This is a genomic window from Paraburkholderia flagellata (assembly GCF_021390645.1).
GTDB lineage: Bacteria > Pseudomonadota > Gammaproteobacteria > Burkholderiales > Burkholderiaceae > Paraburkholderia > Paraburkholderia flagellata.
This window is the reverse complement of sequence record NZ_JAJEJT010000004.1, coordinates 991268-1007242: the sequence shown is the minus strand read 5'-3', so window position 1 is coordinate 1007242 and position 15975 is coordinate 991268. Positions and strand designations below refer to the sequence as shown.

11 protein-coding genes and 1 pseudogene are annotated in these 15975 nt (G+C 57.8%); 9 read left to right on the top strand and 3 right to left on the bottom strand.

The annotated features are described in order from the left end of the window. Nucleotides 1–86: 86 nt before the first annotated feature. Nucleotides 87–1154, bottom strand: a complete 1068-nt coding sequence (locus tag L0U83_RS35145; RefSeq protein WP_233888745.1) for an aldehyde dehydrogenase family protein — start codon at nucleotides 1152–1154, stop codon at nucleotides 87–89. 332 nt (nucleotides 1155–1486) lie between these two features. On the opposite strand from L0U83_RS35145, the gene L0U83_RS35140 reads away from it, so the two are divergent. Genes L0U83_RS35140 through L0U83_RS35125 form a run of 4 tightly spaced genes read left to right on the top strand, consistent with a single transcriptional unit; the run spans nucleotide 1487 to nucleotide 5431 of the window. Beyond that, nucleotides 1487–2560, top strand: coding sequence for a DUF2169 family type VI secretion system accessory protein (locus tag L0U83_RS35140; RefSeq protein ID WP_233888744.1), 1074 nt, complete (start codon nucleotides 1487–1489; stop codon nucleotides 2558–2560). A gap of 1 nt (nucleotide 2561) precedes the next feature. Continuing rightward, nucleotides 2562–3623, top strand: coding sequence for a beta-ketoacyl synthase N-terminal-like domain-containing protein (locus tag L0U83_RS35135; RefSeq protein WP_233888743.1), 1062 nt, complete (start codon nucleotides 2562–2564; stop codon nucleotides 3621–3623). Continuing rightward, nucleotides 3535–4449 carry a PAAR-like domain-containing protein gene (locus L0U83_RS35130; RefSeq protein ID WP_308445100.1) on the top strand — a complete coding sequence of 305 codons (915 nt, stop codon included), beginning with the start codon at nucleotides 3535–3537 and terminating at the stop codon, nucleotides 4447–4449. The genes L0U83_RS35135 and L0U83_RS35130 overlap by 89 nt, the downstream gene beginning before the upstream one ends. Further along, the gene (locus L0U83_RS35125; RefSeq protein ID WP_233888740.1) at nucleotides 4421–5431 is read left to right on the top strand and encodes a type VI immunity family protein; all 1011 of its coding nucleotides are present in this window, start codon (nucleotides 4421–4423) and stop codon (nucleotides 5429–5431) included. Before L0U83_RS35130 ends, L0U83_RS35125 begins: the two co-directional genes overlap by 29 nt. Before the next feature lie 305 nt (nucleotides 5432–5736). Here the strand turns inward: L0U83_RS35125 and L0U83_RS35120 are convergent, their stop codons facing one another. Both L0U83_RS35120 and L0U83_RS35115 read right to left on the bottom strand, forming a co-directional pair. Continuing rightward, nucleotides 5737–7383 (bottom strand): tetratricopeptide repeat protein, encoded by a 1647-nt coding sequence (locus tag L0U83_RS35120; protein WP_233888739.1) that lies wholly within the window; start codon nucleotides 7381–7383, stop codon nucleotides 5737–5739. A 547-nt stretch (nucleotides 7384–7930) separates the two neighbouring features. Then, complete coding sequence (locus L0U83_RS35115; RefSeq protein WP_233888738.1) at nucleotides 7931–9559, bottom strand: tetratricopeptide repeat protein; 1629 nt, start codon at nucleotides 9557–9559, stop codon at nucleotides 7931–7933. Between the two features lie 921 nt (nucleotides 9560–10480). Here L0U83_RS35115 and ltrA point away from each other — a divergent pair. From ltrA to L0U83_RS40635, 5 genes and pseudogenes are all read left to right on the top strand, one after another. Then, nucleotides 10481–11788 (top strand): group II intron reverse transcriptase/maturase, encoded by a 1308-nt coding sequence (gene ltrA, locus L0U83_RS35110; RefSeq protein WP_233888736.1) that lies wholly within the window; start codon nucleotides 10481–10483, stop codon nucleotides 11786–11788. Nucleotides 11789–12912: 1124 nt separating this feature from the next. Then, the gene (locus L0U83_RS35105) at nucleotides 12913–13374 is read left to right on the top strand and encodes a DUF2844 domain-containing protein (RefSeq protein WP_233888735.1); all 462 of its coding nucleotides are present in this window, start codon (nucleotides 12913–12915) and stop codon (nucleotides 13372–13374) included. 11 nt (nucleotides 13375–13385) lie between these two features. Further along, nucleotides 13386–14690 carry a DUF3443 family protein gene (locus L0U83_RS35100; RefSeq protein WP_233888734.1) on the top strand — a complete coding sequence of 435 codons (1305 nt, stop codon included), beginning with the start codon at nucleotides 13386–13388 and terminating at the stop codon, nucleotides 14688–14690. Between the two features lie 44 nt (nucleotides 14691–14734). Continuing rightward, nucleotides 14735–15376, top strand: a pseudogene (locus L0U83_RS40640) (reverse transcriptase domain-containing protein); the annotation flags it as partial. 48 nt (nucleotides 15377–15424) lie between these two features. Continuing rightward, nucleotides 15425–15739, top strand: a complete 315-nt coding sequence (locus L0U83_RS40635) for a group II intron maturase-specific domain-containing protein (protein WP_308445107.1) — start codon at nucleotides 15425–15427, stop codon at nucleotides 15737–15739. Nucleotides 15740–15975: the final 236 nt, after the last annotated feature.

Below are 15975 nucleotides of genomic sequence, written 5' to 3'. Positions count from 1 at the left end.
GGTCTGGCATCGGCGTGTGTGACGCGCATGCCGGCACGAACTGCTGTTACGGAAGCCCGAGTTACGCAATAGTTCGCGTTCGACAATCAGTCCTTCACGACTGCGCGGTGGCCGTACTCGGGCTTATAGGGGAACAATTCGTCGCTGCCGACGACCTCGGGCGCCAGGATTACCATCTTGGAACGGCGGAACTGCTCCAGGCCTTCGACTCCAAGTTGACGACCGACACCACTCATCTTTCTGCCACCAAAGGGCACGCCGTCGTTGTCATTGAGGGGCGTGTTGACCCACACCATGCCAGACTCGATCTCGTTCACGGCCTGCATGGCCTCAGTCAGGTCGTGGGTGTAAATGCTGGCGCCAAGCGCAAACCGGGAATCGTTCGCCAACTGGAGGGCTTCATTAAGGCTGGAGACTTTGCAGACAGGTGCCACTGGGCCAAAACATTCGTCATGCATGATGTCCATGTGATGTTCGACTGCGAGCATCGTTGGCTCGTAAAACCAGCCTTTATCAAGGAGTGGTGGACGGCGCCCGCCGGTCATGATCCGCGCTCCCTGCTCCAACGCCCGTCCGATAATCCGTTCTACACGCTGCAACTCCCGCTGCGACACCATCGGCCCCATGTCGACATCATCCAGTCCGTCGCCGACCCGCAGCGCCTGCGCCTCCTTCACCAGAGCCGGAAGGAAAGCGTCGTAAATGGCCTCGTGCACATAGAGCCGCTCCGGCGATGTGCAAACCTGTCCGGCATTAAGGAAGGTGGCGTAGGCCACGTTGCGCGCGGCAGCCGCGATCGGCGCGGAAGGCATGACGATCAGAGGGTCGTTGCCAGACGCCTCGATCAGAACCGGCTTGAAGCGCTCGGCCGCCCCGTGCGCCACAGCGTGGCCGGCCGCGATACTGCCTGTGAAGGCGATACCGTGAGTGTGTTCATGTTCGACTAGTTGGCGCCCGACATCGGCGCCGCCGCTCAATACTTGCACCAACCCGGGCGGCAGGTGAGTAAAGGCATCCATCGCCAGTAAATGCGGCGGGCTTGTTCGATATGCGAGCGGCGGAATACGATTGCGGAGCTGCCGTCCGGACGTCCGAATGATTGTCTCAGCGGGGTGGCGCTTCATTGCCGAACCAGGAGGTAGAAGGTCGACCATCCGAGCTTCCGAGGCGCCGGGACCTTGAACTTCCGTAGACGACCCTTCTGAGACATTCGTTGTGCCACAGGGCGAACGGCGGATTCTAGGGTGCAACGGCCGTTGGCGATGACTTGCCAACGGCGGTTATTCCTCGATGATCGGTATCGCGCACCGCAAACTGGCGGTAGCGACCCGAACCGGCCACGCTTCGTAGTAAAGGTTCGCTTAACAGCCCGAACCCATGTCCTCAGAATCTGGCTGCTCCCCGTACAAAAAATCGTGCCTATATTCGTCTTTCGAGAGGGAATTCAGGACTCAGTGGCTGAGCGCCAAAGAGTACCGTTAACCTGATGAAATTTTGCCTTGCCGATATGTGGGAAATTGACAATCGCACACAGTATGCGGCGGACCGTGGTTGGGTTCGGGACCGAGAAGGCCGTGAGATCTGGCTGGTGGCAGTGAAGGCCACCTTCGACATTCTGGCCGATGGCTCATCGATGGTTTCGAAGGAGCAGCCGCCGGTGCTTCGCGTTCCGTGCTACCACGGTGAACCCGGCAAAAGCAGCATCAAGTACGACACGGACTTAGTACTGACAAAGAAAACTACCGACGTGCTTGTGATCGGAAACGCTTGGGCTCCGGGCGGCAAGGCTGTCACAGAGCTGGACGCGGGATTTCGCGTGGGGCCTGTTACAAAAATCCTTCATATTTCTGGCGATCGCGTATGGACACGGTTTGGCGCTTCCAAGCCGTCACCGTTTGTGAAAATGCCGCTCGTCTACGAGCGTGCGTTCGGCGGCGTGGATCTGCGCTCGGAGCAAGCAGAACGCGACTGGGACTGGCGCAACCCGGTGGGAACTGGATTCTGCATCTCGCACGCGAACTCAATCGGTCGACCACTACCGAACTTCGAATATCCAGCCATGCTGATGCAATCGGGAAATGACCGGCCGACTCCCGCCGGCTTTGGCCCAATCTGCAGCCACTGGCAGCCGCGTGCTGGCTTCGGGGGCACCTATGATGAACACTGGGCGCGCAAGCGCAAACCATTGCTGCCGGAGGATTTCGACGATCGTTATTTCCAGTGTGCGCCAATCGATCAACAAAGCCCGCAGTTCCTGCGCGGTGGCGAGACGGTCGTCATAGAAAACTTGTCCCCACGAGGGACCTTGCGCTTCGGTTTGCCCATACTGCACATTGGCTTTGAGACGCGGTTCGATGACGGAACCAGCGAGGTTCACAAAACCCGCGCGCTACACACAGTCATTCTGGAGCCCGATTATCCGCGTGTCTCTATTGTCTGGCACTCGGCCCTACCGTGTCACTTCAAGGTCCAAAAGCTGGTTCGGACCAGGGTCACGCAGAAAGTGAATGTGAGCAAAAGCGGGCGCAATCTAGACATCATATCGGCAAAGGAGGCATAGGATGGCAGAGGCGATCGTGCAGGTCGCTGCTCTTGGTGCCAGCACGCCGCTCGGCCGCGACGCCTGGTCATCTGCTGCCGCAGTGCGCGCGGGTATCGCGGCATTTGCTGACCACCCTTACATGATCGATGATGGTGGCGGAAAGCCGATGAAGGTCGCGATGGCGCCGTGGCTTGATTGCAACCTATCAGGTGTCCCACGGTTTATGGCGCTGCTCGAACCCACAATTGACGAGGTATCACGAGTGCTGGACTTGGGCGACGCCACTCATCTAAACGTCGCTCTCGCGCTGGGCGTGCCAACGACGCGTCCTGGACTACCTGATGAATTGGGACGCTCACTTCTGAGTGCGCTTAGGCCGCCCCGCGGCTGGAACTCATGGAAGACAGCAATCTTTGCAGCCGATCACGCAGCAGGGCTTCTGGCCCTTGAGGCAGCATGGAGAAAACTTTCCGACCAATCCCTCGATGCCTGCATTGTTGCCGGTGTCGACTCCTATCTGGAGCCGGAGACCCTGGAATGGCTGGAGGCCGAGAATCAACTGCACGGCGCCGCCCTTCAAAGCAATCCTTGGGGCCTCACCCCCGGCGAGGGCGCTGGCGCGTTGCTAGTCGTGCGGGATGACGTTCTTCGCCAGCTCGGGGTGCGCCCGCTCAGCCGCGTGGTGTCCGTGTCACGGGGCTTCGAACCCAAGCACATGCGGAGCCAACAGATAGGGATCGGTGAAGGACTTACGCAAGTCATGAGCGACGTATTAGATGTCTTGCCGGCGCCATCGCAAGCGACCGATGTGTACTGTGACATGAATCCGCAACCGTACCGGGCGGATGAATTCGGCTTTGCCGCAGTGCGCACAGGAGGTCGGCTGCGCGATGCTGCCGACTTGACTACACCGGCAGATTGCTGGGGTGACGTGGGCGCTGCGTCTGGACCACTGTTAGCTCTGCTTGCCACCTGCGCGGCCTTAAAGGGATATGCACAGGGGCCCCATGCGCTCCTATGGACCAGTTCGCCCAACGGCGAGCGGGCGGCGTGTCTGCTGCAATCTGCTTATATGGAGTAGCACAATTATGCCAACCCATGTCCTTGCCAACAGGTTAGGTGCTACGCACAAGGGGAGCATCGGCATATCGACTGCCACGCTACCTGACGTCTGCAAAACGCCCAGCCCGGGTGGACCGGTCCCGCTTCCATACCCCAATTGTGCGGAACACAACACCCTGACGGATGGCACAACAACTGTCACCATCAAGGGAAACATGGTGGCCATCAAGGGTTCTACCTACAGTTCAAGTATCGGAGACGAAGCTGGCACTGCGGGAGGCCTGACGTCGGGCACCTTCAAAAAGGAAGCGGAGTGGATCACGTACTCATTTGACATCAAGATGGAGGGTGCCAATGTGTGCCGGAACACGGACAAAATGTTTCACAACCACAAGAACACCGTCGACCTAGGCGGCAATCTCGACCCTGCTCCAATCGATCCTTGGGACAAGGAATATCTCTGCTGGGTGATGTGCAATTGCCGCAACGCCTGGAAGGATGATAGTCCGAAAAGAGATGCAGCTCGGCTCGCTTGGCAGGTGGCGCCGCATTTGAAGCCAGGCAGTCAGCCAAAAAAACTTGAGCTGCAAAGGTGTGTAGAGAAGGAACTTCAGAATCACGATCGGTATAAGCCGGAAAAGAGATACAGCCAACATGGTAAAACCGTCATTCCAGATGTCACAGTGGTCGATCATCTAACTGGAAAAATTTTGGCTTTCGTTGAAATGAAGTTTCCGCCGGACATGTTAACAAAAGAGCAAGAAGCAGCCCAGAAAGCGCTTGCAAATAGCCACGGGGCGAAATGGTCTTGCCTAGATGATGAAAGAGATTGCAACTGCTCGTAATGTTCCAACAATGCAGCGGTGGGCTCATATGTTAAAAACGCTTGAATCGCTTGTTGAAAAAGATGTAGATGGATATGTTATTTTACGCACTGAATTTATTGCTACATTGTATTTCCGTGACGGACATACTTTAGCGAAACGCAGCGAAATAATAGAATGCTTTAGAGAGTTCAATAATGTGTGCGGCGAGCGTTTACGTTGGCGCGCGTCTGAGGGTGAGCAATTCGCTCCGGTCCTAGCTTCAACCAGTCGAGACATTTTATCGTATTTATTGTCTCCCATGCCGGAACAGTCTGACGAGGCTTGGGCTTTTTTTTGGCATGGTGGCGAAAAGCCGGAAGACGCCAGTGAATTTAAAATATTTGGTTTCGGCCAACCGAATTATGCCGAGGCTGACAGCCTTTCTTTTTTAACTATAACGCTTCCGCGGACATGGGCCCTGGAAAAGAGAAATTTGATATTTAAGCTTATACTAAGCTGGTCCAATCGGCTTCAGCCATTGCACGGCTATGCGGGTATAGGTATTGTTGAAGCAGCTGCGGATGGACTGGCTGCGAACAACGAGCATAGGGTCTACGCTATTGCCATGAGGCATGCAGGGCTTGAGGTGGATTATCCAATGGATCATTGTTTGAACGTCGCGAAAAAGATTAAAGGTGGTAGCTGGATTACCGTGCTTTCCCAGTTTTTTATCGACCAGCTTGACGGTGTGGCTTCCATTAAGAAAAACTTGGGCGAACCATTTCGAGTAGTGGAGTACTCGGGGGGCGGCATCATTATTGCTGGGGCCGGTCCCGAAATTGGTGACTCGAACCGTCGTGTCGATACGCCTTGCTATCGCACATTGGCTCGCGTTCTGAAGCCGATCAGAATTACATCCCATTCCAGTATTGGGAGGTCCATGGAAGATTGGTTCAGCGCGGATAAGTTTGAAGCCTGGCTGCAGCGGTTCGATGAGTTACACGGTTCCCGGCGTTGGTAGGCGTTGGAGCATTTAAGTAGATCTTCGCCGAAACGCGCGGTTGCGACGACCGACGACGGGACAGGCGGGATCAGTGGCCAACGTCGCTTCCCGGTACAGAGGCGACGTTCAAACATCAATTTGAGCGCACAGGCGAACGGCGGAAGATGGCCGACTTTTGCCTGACGCGGACGCCCCCTAAACCGACCCGTTGCGGCCCTTCGCCAGAAGCCGGGCGCATCGCGGTTTTAGAACAGGAGCGGTCATCCGTTGCAGGGGCGCCGCGAGCCCTGACCACATGCGTTGCCAATCTCCGGGGAAGCCTTTTAGCTTTTTTCTCTTCGTCGCTGCATGTATCGGTAGCTCGAGCCTTCTACATCTAGCGCCATCGCAGTGATTTGATCGGACTTCTTCGGATCGGATTCCCGCGCGCGCAAGCCAAGTTGACTGCATACCCCGGCCGCATCCGGAACGCCAGAGAGTGCGGCGCTCACCAACGCGTTTTTGCGATTGGCCGTGGCGCGAATCTCCGCGTCGCTGCAGCCGAACGCCTCCAGAAAGGATCGCGGGAGACCGCTGCGGCATTTCGGTCGCTTCTTCGTAGTCTGCTCGGCCACGTGTGTGGAGGTGGCGCCCGGAAGCAGGGCGAGTTGTTCACGCGCACGTCCAGCCTGTTCAACGTCGAGCGCTATTGCTTGCTCATACGCTTTGCGTGCTTCTTCTTCGTTACCGTCGTAAGCAGCTTGCGCGTTTCGGTTTCCAGGCGCGGCGAGCAAAGGCCGTGAGGCATCGCCCAGGTTGACGTACGCCTCTTGATAGCCGGGATTGAGTTTCACCGCTGTAGTGGCCTTGTCCCGCGCCAACTTGCGATAGTCTATTAGCGACACGGAGGTCGATACGGCATGCACGCTCGTTTCCGCGAGCGCGTTGTAGGAGCGTGATAGCGCATTGTACGCTGGCGCGTATTGCTTATTCCTGTTGACGGCTTCTTCCAATACCTCGGCAGCGGCTTGGTAACAGCCGAGATCATTGAGTGCGACGCCCCAGTTGTAATAGGCCCACGGCAGCACCCTCTGCCACGATTTGTCGCTTTTGCTGTTCCGGATAATGACGAGCGTGTGCCCGATGGCTTCGGCGTAATGCCCGGTTAAATCATCGATTTTCGATAACATTAACTCCGCCAAGGCTACGTCGACATTCGCATCCGCTGCTTTCGGGTCTTCATTGACGAGGTGGAGTCTGAATAATATGGACTTCGTCCACGTGGCAATCCACTGTGGCTTATCCGACTCTTGTTCACCACCCGCGGCAATGTGGCCGTATTTCTCGCGCAGTTCGCGAAAGTCACACTTCGTGCGATCGGAAAAGCATGCGTCTTGCTGATTTTGCAGAAGGTTATCGGCATAGAACAAAGCGCTCTGCTTTTCCAGTATTTTCATCGCTGCCTGCTTGAGTGCTTGCTCTATGACCAGGGTTGCGCTCGATCTGTTCGCAAGCGTCTCGCCCGGCTTGTGCGTTGGCAACTTATTGTTCGGTATCGTTTGATGAAACAGAAACGACTCTCCATGCCCGTCGCGAAGCGTGAGATCCACGGAATAGCCAGAACGGGTGCTAGTCACGCTTCCATAAACTGACGAGTCGAATTCGAGCAAAGTACGCGCGAATTCGACAAATGAGCGCACGGAAAGCCCCATTCCGGGTACGGAAAAATCCGGGAGATTAATCTGCGTTTGCGCCTCGTCGGAGCCCGCATCGGCACGAGGCGTGACACCTTTCGCCTTCGTGCGCAAATCGCTCAGAGCATCGACCAGCATGTTTTGCAGTGCCTGCTCCGTGATGCCGTCCTTCTTGAGTGCCTCGGACACCTGAATCGGTTGGACTAGAGTCGCCGGCGGGCTAAAGATCTGATACGCGGTGATCGCGATCAGGAGGAGCGCCATCAACAAGCCAAGCTTTTTGAGATCGAAGCTCATATCCCTCTCCGTTGACGGAAAATCCCGTCGCGCGACGCATCAACGCATGGACCATGCCATGGTATCGACTGTTGTCCTGTCATGGAGAGCAGAGAGTTCAAGACATTGGAGTGCGAAACATGTTGGAATTGAACCGACCGTTCGACATCGACAGTTCGGTTTTTCCAGTCATTTGAACTCGAAGATCGGGAAGTAAGTCTGCAGGATGCTCTGCAAGCTGATCACCAGAACCTATGAGGGGTGTCGCCGTAAAATAGAGCGAAAGTTTCGTATCGACATTCACCATGTCAAGACCCGTGATGGGCCACCGTGACTCTCCGTTTACATATTCTGGCGCCAGTTCTTCACTGACGATATTTGTTATCCTAACGATACCTATCGTCATATTCCGCTGTGTGGCATAGAGCGACTTCGAGCGTTCGCATACGTACGCTTGTGAATGACAGTAGGTGGCCGAGAGCACCAGTTCGACGCGGTCGCGTGAAATCGAACCGTTTCTGGCGTTCGAAACGTCGCGGCCTTAACAGCAGCTTTCGAGGCGCTTCGGTCAATGCTGTGCAAGATGCAGCTTGGCCTCGCTTACCTCCGGCCGGACCGTGTCAGCGTTCTGCGTGAGCACGACAAGCTTTCCGTAGTAGAACTGCGTCTTCTGTTTATCCTGTGCCAGATCTGCCGCCTTCGCCGCACCATACAGGCCGCGCAGGCGGTTGGGAGACGTCTGCATTGAAGCCTCATACTCCTTCAGCGCATCGGCAGGCCGCTTCAGATCAAGCAGCATCTCGCCCAACAGTTCGCGCATCGGGTAGAGCCGGTTCTCCATTGCGACATGCTTTTCGCTCCCGTCCTCCTGGTTGGCTGCGGCGCGCATCTGCTCTAGCGCCTTATCATCCTTGCCACCGGCGTGGGCCAGCCACGCCGAGGCAGCCAGGATCTGAATCCGGACCTGCTCTGCCCAGTAAGGCTGGCCGGACTGATCGAGCTTGGCGCGCAGCTGCGTGAGCATATCGATGTTCGTCTGCGCCATGTCTGCGTTGCCGCCACGAGCGCAGCCTAGCGCGCGGGCAAAATACGTGATTGCCTCGGCTTGCGGCCACCCGCTGCCACGCGGCTCTAGCTGTGCAGCCTCTTGCCAGTCACCGCGCTCAAGCGCATAACGTGCCGGGATGGCGGCGAGCGCCGTATAGGTTGCCAGTCGGTCAAATGGAAATTTCGTGGCAGCATTGGCCTCATCGCGGATCTGTTTTGCATGCGCGTCCTGGCCTAGCTGCAGGTAGGCGTACTCCATGAAATCCCATGAATGAGGTGCCGATGCGTGAGTGGCACCGGGCCAGCTTCTGGAGGCTTCTTCCTGCATCGCCTTCAGCGCCGCTTCGTTCGATTTGATCGAGGGTTCCCACATGCCGAGCATCGAGTAGATGTGCGACGGCATGTGCAGGGCGTGCGGCGCTGCCGGCGCGATCTGCGCGTATTTGTTGGCGAACGGCAGCCCGCGCTGCGCGAGCGGTGCATAGTCGTAGCTGTGGATCAAGTAATGCGCGACACCGGGGTGGTCGGGCTGCTCACGGTAGATTTTTTCCAGGATCGTCGCGGCCTTGAGCTGATTGGCGTATGTCTTGTCGCTCGGCGATGCGCTCTCGTTAAGCGCGAGTGCATAGAAAATCGCGGCTTCGGAATCGTCGGGGTATCTCTGCGACAGACGCTCCATCGCATGTGTGTAGTCCAGCGTGCGCTGGCTTTGGGGAACCTTGTCGTAGTCCTTGTAAAACGCCTCGGCCGCCATCAGCCAGTCCCGCTCCCGTTCGGTCCCGGGTCCTAGCGCCAAGCCCTTCTCCACGGCTTCCAGTCCGCGCTTGAGCGCGGCTTCGTCGAAAGGCGCGATCAGCGGATTGGGACGCTGGGCGATCGCAATGCCCCAGTACGCAATCGCGCATTGCGGATCGATCTGGGTCACGGCGTCGAACGACTTCAGCGTCGAAGGGTAAAAGAACGAATGCAGCATCGCCAGCGCTTTTTCGAACTGGACTTGTGCCGCAGGGCTGCATGAGGTGGGAAACTTCACGGTACCGAACTTCCCGCCACCCTGCTGCGCAGCGGAATGTTCTTCGTGTTGGGCGAGAGCGGGTGCGAATGCGAGGGCCGCGATTACGCATGCGCTGATTAGTTGCTTGTGATACATGATGACCTCCTCCGCAGGGCGAAGGGCAAGCCTCACGCGAGATCGTCGAAAGTGGTGGGCGGCCCGGCGGCGGCGCTCGTCAAGATTACATTGTTGTGTGAGAGTGCCCAGGTCAGCCGCGGACGACTCCGACAGACGGAGCTCAGCTGCGAGCACCTTTTTTCTAGTAAAAGCGGTACCTCGCATCAAGCTCGGAAACCCTAAGCCGCTTCACATTTTCCCGGGCAGATCGAACACGCAGAGCGAAAGCAGCCGCTCGGCCATTTGCCCCCAACACAATCATTCAAGCGGAATCGGACGCAAAAATTCGCCTGCATTGGCCTATCAAGCTGCGTGCATCATACGCAATCGAACGGCCACTTAGGGATGGCGGACCGGACACGTCAATGTCGGTCGGGTGGTGCGGACGAGCGACTCTTTATGGCGTGCGCCGTGCAAAGGCGGCGCTTTTCCAGTGGGTGAAAGCCCCACCCGGCAACCGCTCCAGCCGGAAGCAACCGGAGCAATCGTGGAGGTAACGAAGCGGTTGAAGCCTCCGGTGAAGCATGTCACGAAATACGGTGACAGCGCGAGTGTGCAGGCCGTAACGCGAGTGAACGCTGAGCAAGCCTCGAAAAAGTCGATGCGCAGGCCGACCTGACTGCCATATCGGGGAAGGCTGACACGGGTGGGTGAACGAGCAGGCAGGACACCCAGTCGCTGCGCCGGGGTAGTGGCGACAGCATGCACACAAGGGAAGCGCACGCAACACGGGAAGCCCCTTGGCGTGGTCAGGGATGACCAACCGGACGCCCGTGAGGGACAGGCCGGGCACCCTGGGGTGACGGAGAGGCCCGTATTACCGTTGAAGCCGGTGTAATGCGGGTGGAGGGAAGGGGCCTCAGTTCAAGACAGACGCAATACGTAGTGAGGACGTGGAGATTGGGCAACCTATCAACTCCGATTCGTGTTCAGAAGCTGCAGATGGCGTTACACGCGAAAGCGAAGGCAGAAGCCGGGTATCGCTTTTACGCGCTGTACGACAAGATCTATCGCGAGGATGTGCTGGCGCATGCGTACGCCCAGTGCCGCTCTAACAAGGGCGCGCCGGGTGTCGATCGGCAGGACTTCGCGGAGGTTGAAGCGTATGGGGTGCAGAAGTGGCTCGGCGAACTGGCGCTTGCGCTCAGGCAGGAGACTTACCGGCCGGACCCTATCAGAAGAGTGTTTATCCCGAAGGCCAATGGCAAGCTGAGGCCCTTGGGCATCTCGACCCTGCGTGATCGGGTGTGCATGACAGCAGCGATGCTGGTGCTCGAACCGATCTTCGAAGCTGACCTTCCACCAGAGCAATACGCTTACCGCCCGGGGCGAAATGCCCAGCAGGCGGTGGTCGAGGTGGATGAGCGGTTGCACCGTGGACAAACGGACGTTGTTGATGCCGACCTGGCGGACTACTTCGGAAGTATTCCCCACGCCGAACTGATGCTGTCGCTCGCGCGACGCATCGTTGACCGGCGTGTGCTGCATCTGATCAGGATGTGGCTGGAATGCCCCGTGGAAGAAACCGATGACCGTGGCCGGCAGAAACGTACGACGGAGGCCCGGGACAGCCGGCGCGGCATTCCGCAAGGTTCTCCCATCTCACCCCTGTTGGCGAATGTTTACATGCGCCGGTTTGTGTTGGCATGGAAGAAACTCGGACTTCAGCGCAGTCTTGGCAGCCGCATTGTGACTTACGCGGATGATCTTGTGATCCTGTGCAAGCGGGGCAAGGCGGAAGAAGCCTTGGTGCGAATGCGCGAGATCATGAGCAAACTGAAGCTGACGGTCAACGAGGAGAAGACGCAAATCTGCAAGGTGCCGGAAGGCGAATTCGACTTCCTGGGTTACACGTTTGGGCGGATGTACTCTGCAGTGACTGGCCAGGCCCGTATGGGCATGCGTCCGTCGAAGAAGAGTATCCGGCGCATGGTCGAGAAGATTCACGCGCTGACCGCTTCGACGATGACGTGGCTCGATACCACGGAGTTGGTGGGCAAGTTGAACCGCACGCTGCGCGGCTGGGCGAACTACTTCAAGGTAGGGACGGTCAGTCGCGCGTATCGGGCGCTTGACAGCTACACTTCCACGCGGTTGCGCCGGTGGTTACGTATCAAGCACAAGGTCAGACGTCGTAGGGGCGGGACGTATCCACCCTCGCACCTCTACGGGCACTTTGGTCTCGTTCGTCTCCAAGGGCCTTGGTAGTGACTTGCCGTGTACGAAGGCGTGATGTCTTGTCCGAGAGCCGGATGCGGGAGATCTGCATGTCCGGTTCGATGAGCGGGTTGTGGAAACGGGGTTAAGGCAAGGATATTCGGGCACCGCCAGACGAAAGGGGCGGCAACAGACAAACCGAACCTAATGCTACCGCGCCACAACTCGACTCTACCAAACCCGGAAGTAGGAGACCGACCATCCGAGTTTCGGAGGGGCCTCGACCTTGAACTCCCGTAGACGACCCGGAGCAGTCTTTCAGACTGGCGAAAGACCAGTGACTGCTCATGGGGACACAACTGACCACCGATTCTCCCGAAGTTTAGATGCGTATGATCTGCCTCTTCGGGAAGCCCACACTCTACTCGCCACGGTTTCCCGGCCGTCTTCACGGCGTGATTTAAACAGGCATTGGCGACACACTGCCGCATACAAAATCATTACAATTCCAACTATAGTTGATATATCAACTGTATGCGGGTGCGACGCCCGCGCACGAACGTTCTGAACTGGTACAGGCGGTTGACTCTGATCGGGCGCCTACCGCCCAAAACAGTAAACCCGCAGGCGACCCAGATTGTATATCCGGAAGGAGCAAATCATGGCACCGAAGTGCTTTTACCGACTGGCATGAAAGACGAAAGATTTGTCGCGGAAAAGCAAATAGCAATCGCCGGATCTCTCTAAAATTCTCGCTCGGGTAGAGGTCGGCCATGAACGGAACAAAGGAAACGTTTGTTTCTCCAGCCACGTGGCTTCACAGTCCCACGGCTAGCATGCATAAGGTCGATGCCCTTGTGGTCTAGCAGGGCTTGTGTCCGATATTTTTTCAAAGGATTTGCCGCGCAGGCCGATGTCTCCGCGATGGCCGCCGGAACCAGTGAAAGCGTTGCGTCGCGACTCAATTCCCGCATCCTGATCTGCTGACATCGCGAGCGTCAGCCGCTTCATTCGCCCTCCAGCAGGTGCAGGTCCGCGTGAAATCCAGCACCCTGAAGAGATTCGCTGCGCGAAGGTGACCCGGCGTTGCGAATGTCATTGAGCGATTTAACGTAGTTCTTTCGAGCCGGGAAAGCGCGCGCCGCGCAAATGGCCATCGACTCCAAGGAGAGTACATGGTGATGTTAAGGAATGCTGCGTTCATCGTAGCGCTGTGTTTTTCGTTTAGCCAAGCGACTTTTGCGGCGCTTGGCGACAAGGTGACGACTGTCGCCACCGACCGGGCTCAAATGATGGCGCAGCGAGGTACGCAGTCTGCACCGTCATATACAGTCGAAGAGCTTAGGCTTCCTGGCGGCACGCTCGTGCGCGAGTACGTGAACCCGGCTGGCATCGTATTTGGCGTCACATGGCAAGGCCCGGAGATGCCCGACCTTGCGCAGCTTCTCGGCACCTATATGGATGAAGCGCGCACTGGCGTGAAGGCTTTTCGGGAGAAACACGGCGGGGTAGGGCCGGTCGCGGTCTCGTCGGGAGGCCTCGTATTGCAGGCCGGGGGACACATGGGTCAATACCGCGGCCGCGCATATCTGCCCGCTGCTATTCCGGCTAGCGTGACTGTCGAGGCGATTCAATGAGGACCACAAACATGCGCAAAATAATGATCGCCGCAGCGTGGATGGTGGCGACTGCACTCTCCGCATGTGGTGGGGGCGGTAGTGGTGGTGGAGACAATCCCCCCCCGCCGTCGACGTCGGCGCAGAACACACCGACCATGCAGACGCCACCAGCCAATTCAGGATCGAACGCGGGAACGACGCAGATCCCGCCTCCAAAACCGCCTCCCGCGGTCAACCAGATCCAGGTCGTTGTGGAGAACTATTACGGCATCGCCAACCAACTGTTGGCGAATGTGAATGTCTGCATAGCCGGTACAACGAACTGCGTGTGGATCGATGACATTTTAGTAGACACGGGCTCCTGGGGCCTGCGCATCCAGTCCCAGTGGCTCGGCGGGCTTCCCCTCGAACGGGTAACGACCCCCGATGGCGGAATGCTGACGGAATGCGCTGCATTCGGTAGCGGGGTAACGTACGGTACCGTTGCCAGGGCTGACGTCAAGATGGTTGGCGAGACCGCCGCAAGCGTTCCCGTTCAAATTGTTGGTGACCCCGCAGCCTCAAGTGTTCCGACCTCCTGTAGCAACAGGGGCGTGCAGTTGATGAATACATACGATGCGATGCACGCAAAGGGCATACTCGGCATTGGTTTTAACTCGGCCGATTGTGGTGCCGGATGTGTCACTGGTGACCCTGCCACGGGTGCGCCGCCGGTTGGATGGTATTACGACTGCACGAGCGCGACGACCTGCACGCCGACCTTGGTTCCCCTCGCCAGTCAAGTCACCAATCCGGTCAGCGCATTCGCTACCGACAACAACGGCGTGATCATCCAGTTGCCGGCAGTGGCGCCGACCGGAGCGAACTTTGTGAATGGAACCATGACCTTCGGAATCGGCACACAGCCTGACAACGCCCTTGGATCGGCCAAGATATTCACCGTCGGTACAAGCGGTGCGACAACGGGCGATGTGACCACGCAGTATAACGGCGCGACCGATACGATGGCTTTCCTCGATACCGGATCCAACGGGCTATTTTTTGCTGACCCCGGCATCCAGCAGTGCGCGGATGGGTTTTACTGTCCCACATCGACGCTGAATCTGCAGGCCTTCATGCAGGGGCAAAACGGGGCCAACGCTACCGTGAACTTCCGCGTCGGGAACGCGGATTCGATGGTCGCAGCGGGCTCATACGCAATCGACAGCTACGCGGCTGCGGGCCCGACTGGGATGTTCGACTGGGGGCTGCCCTTCTTCTACGGACGCACGGTCTATACTGCTATTGCAGGCAAAGCGACGCCAGGTGGAACGGGACCATATGTAGCGTTCTAACAGGGACCATTAGCAAAACTTGACAAGTAGGCCCGAAGGCCAATGGCAAGCTGGGGCCTCTGGGCATCTCGACCTTGCGAGATCGGGTGTGCATGACAGCAGCGATGCTCGTGGTCGAACCGATCTTCGAAGCTGACCTTCCACCAGAGCAGTACGCATACCGCCCGGGGAGAAATGCCCAGCAAGCGGTGATCGAGGTGGAGGAACGGCTGCATCGAGGGCAAACGGACGTTGTTGACGCCGATCTCGCGGACTACTTTGGAAGTATTCCGCACGCCGATTTGATGTTGTCGCTCGCGCGGCGCATCGTTGATCGGTGTGTGCTGCATCTGATCAGGATGTGGCTGGAATGTTCTGTAGAAGAAACCGATAACCGAGGCCGGAAGAAGCGTACGACTGAGGCCAGAGATAGCAGGCGCGGCATTCCGCAAGGTTCTCCCATCTCACCACTAATGGCGGATGTCTACATGCGCCGGTTTGTGTTGGCGTGGAAGAAGCTCGGACTTCAGCGCAGTCTTGGCAGTCGCATTGTGACTTACGCGGACGATCTCGTGATCCTGTGCAAGCGTGGCAAGGCCGAAGAGGCGTTGCTGAAGCTGCGCGCGATCATGGACCAACTGAAGCTGACGATCAACGAGGAGAAGACACGAATCTGCAAGGTGCCGGAAGGGGAATTTGACTTCCTGGGTTACACGTTTTGGCGGCTGTACTCGGCGACGACTGGACAGGCCCGTATGTGCATGCGTCCGTCGAAGAAGAGTATCCGGCGCATGGTCGAGAAGATTCACGCGCTGACCGCCTCGTCAATGGCGTGGCTCGATACCACGGAGTTGGTGGGCAAGTTGAACCGCACGCTGCGCGGCTGGGCGAACTACTTCAAGGTAAGGACAGTCAGCCGTGCGTATCGTGCGCTCGACAGCTACACTGCGACGCGGTTGCGCCGGTGGTTACGTATCAAGCACAAGGTCAGACGTCGTCGGGGCGGGGCTTATCCACCCTCGCACCTCTACGGGTACTTCGGTCTCGTTCGTCTCCAAGGGCCCTGGTAGTGACTTGCCGTGTAGGAAGGCGTGATGTCCTGTCCGAGAGCCCGTTGCGGGAGATCTGCACGGCGGGTTCGATGAGCGGGGTGTGAAGACGGAGTTAAGGCCAGGGTTAATAGGGCACCGCCAGACGAAAGAGGCGGCAACAGACAAACCCAGCCCACCGCCACCGCGTCACACCTCGACTCTACCGACCTGTGCCGCTAGCGCAACTGGTGCGATGAGGCGCGTGACGTCCCGTT

Coding starts and splice junctions, on each gene's coding strand:
- L0U83_RS35130 (WP_308445100.1), top strand. CDS start 3,535: ATGCACAGGGGCCCCATGCGCTCCTATGGACCAGTTCGCCCAACGGCG.
- L0U83_RS40635 (WP_308445107.1), top strand. CDS start 15,425: ATGTGCATGCGTCCGTCGAAGAAGAGTATCCGGCGCATGGTCGAGAAG.
- L0U83_RS35105 (WP_233888735.1), top strand. CDS start 12,913: ATGGTGATGTTAAGGAATGCTGCGTTCATCGTAGCGCTGTGTTTTTCG.
- L0U83_RS35125 (WP_233888740.1), top strand. CDS start 4,421: ATGATGAAAGAGATTGCAACTGCTCGTAATGTTCCAACAATGCAGCGG.
- L0U83_RS35120 (WP_233888739.1), bottom strand. CDS start 7,383: ATGAGCTTCGATCTCAAAAAGCTTGGCTTGTTGATGGCGCTCCTCCTG.
- L0U83_RS35145 (WP_233888745.1), bottom strand. CDS start 1,154: ATGGTCGACCTTCTACCTCCTGGTTCGGCAATGAAGCGCCACCCCGCT.
- L0U83_RS35140 (WP_233888744.1), top strand. CDS start 1,487: ATGAAATTTTGCCTTGCCGATATGTGGGAAATTGACAATCGCACACAG.
- L0U83_RS35135 (WP_233888743.1), top strand. CDS start 2,562: ATGGCAGAGGCGATCGTGCAGGTCGCTGCTCTTGGTGCCAGCACGCCG.
- L0U83_RS35100 (WP_233888734.1), top strand. CDS start 13,386: ATGCGCAAAATAATGATCGCCGCAGCGTGGATGGTGGCGACTGCACTC.
- L0U83_RS35115 (WP_233888738.1), bottom strand. CDS start 9,559: ATGTATCACAAGCAACTAATCAGCGCATGCGTAATCGCGGCCCTCGCA.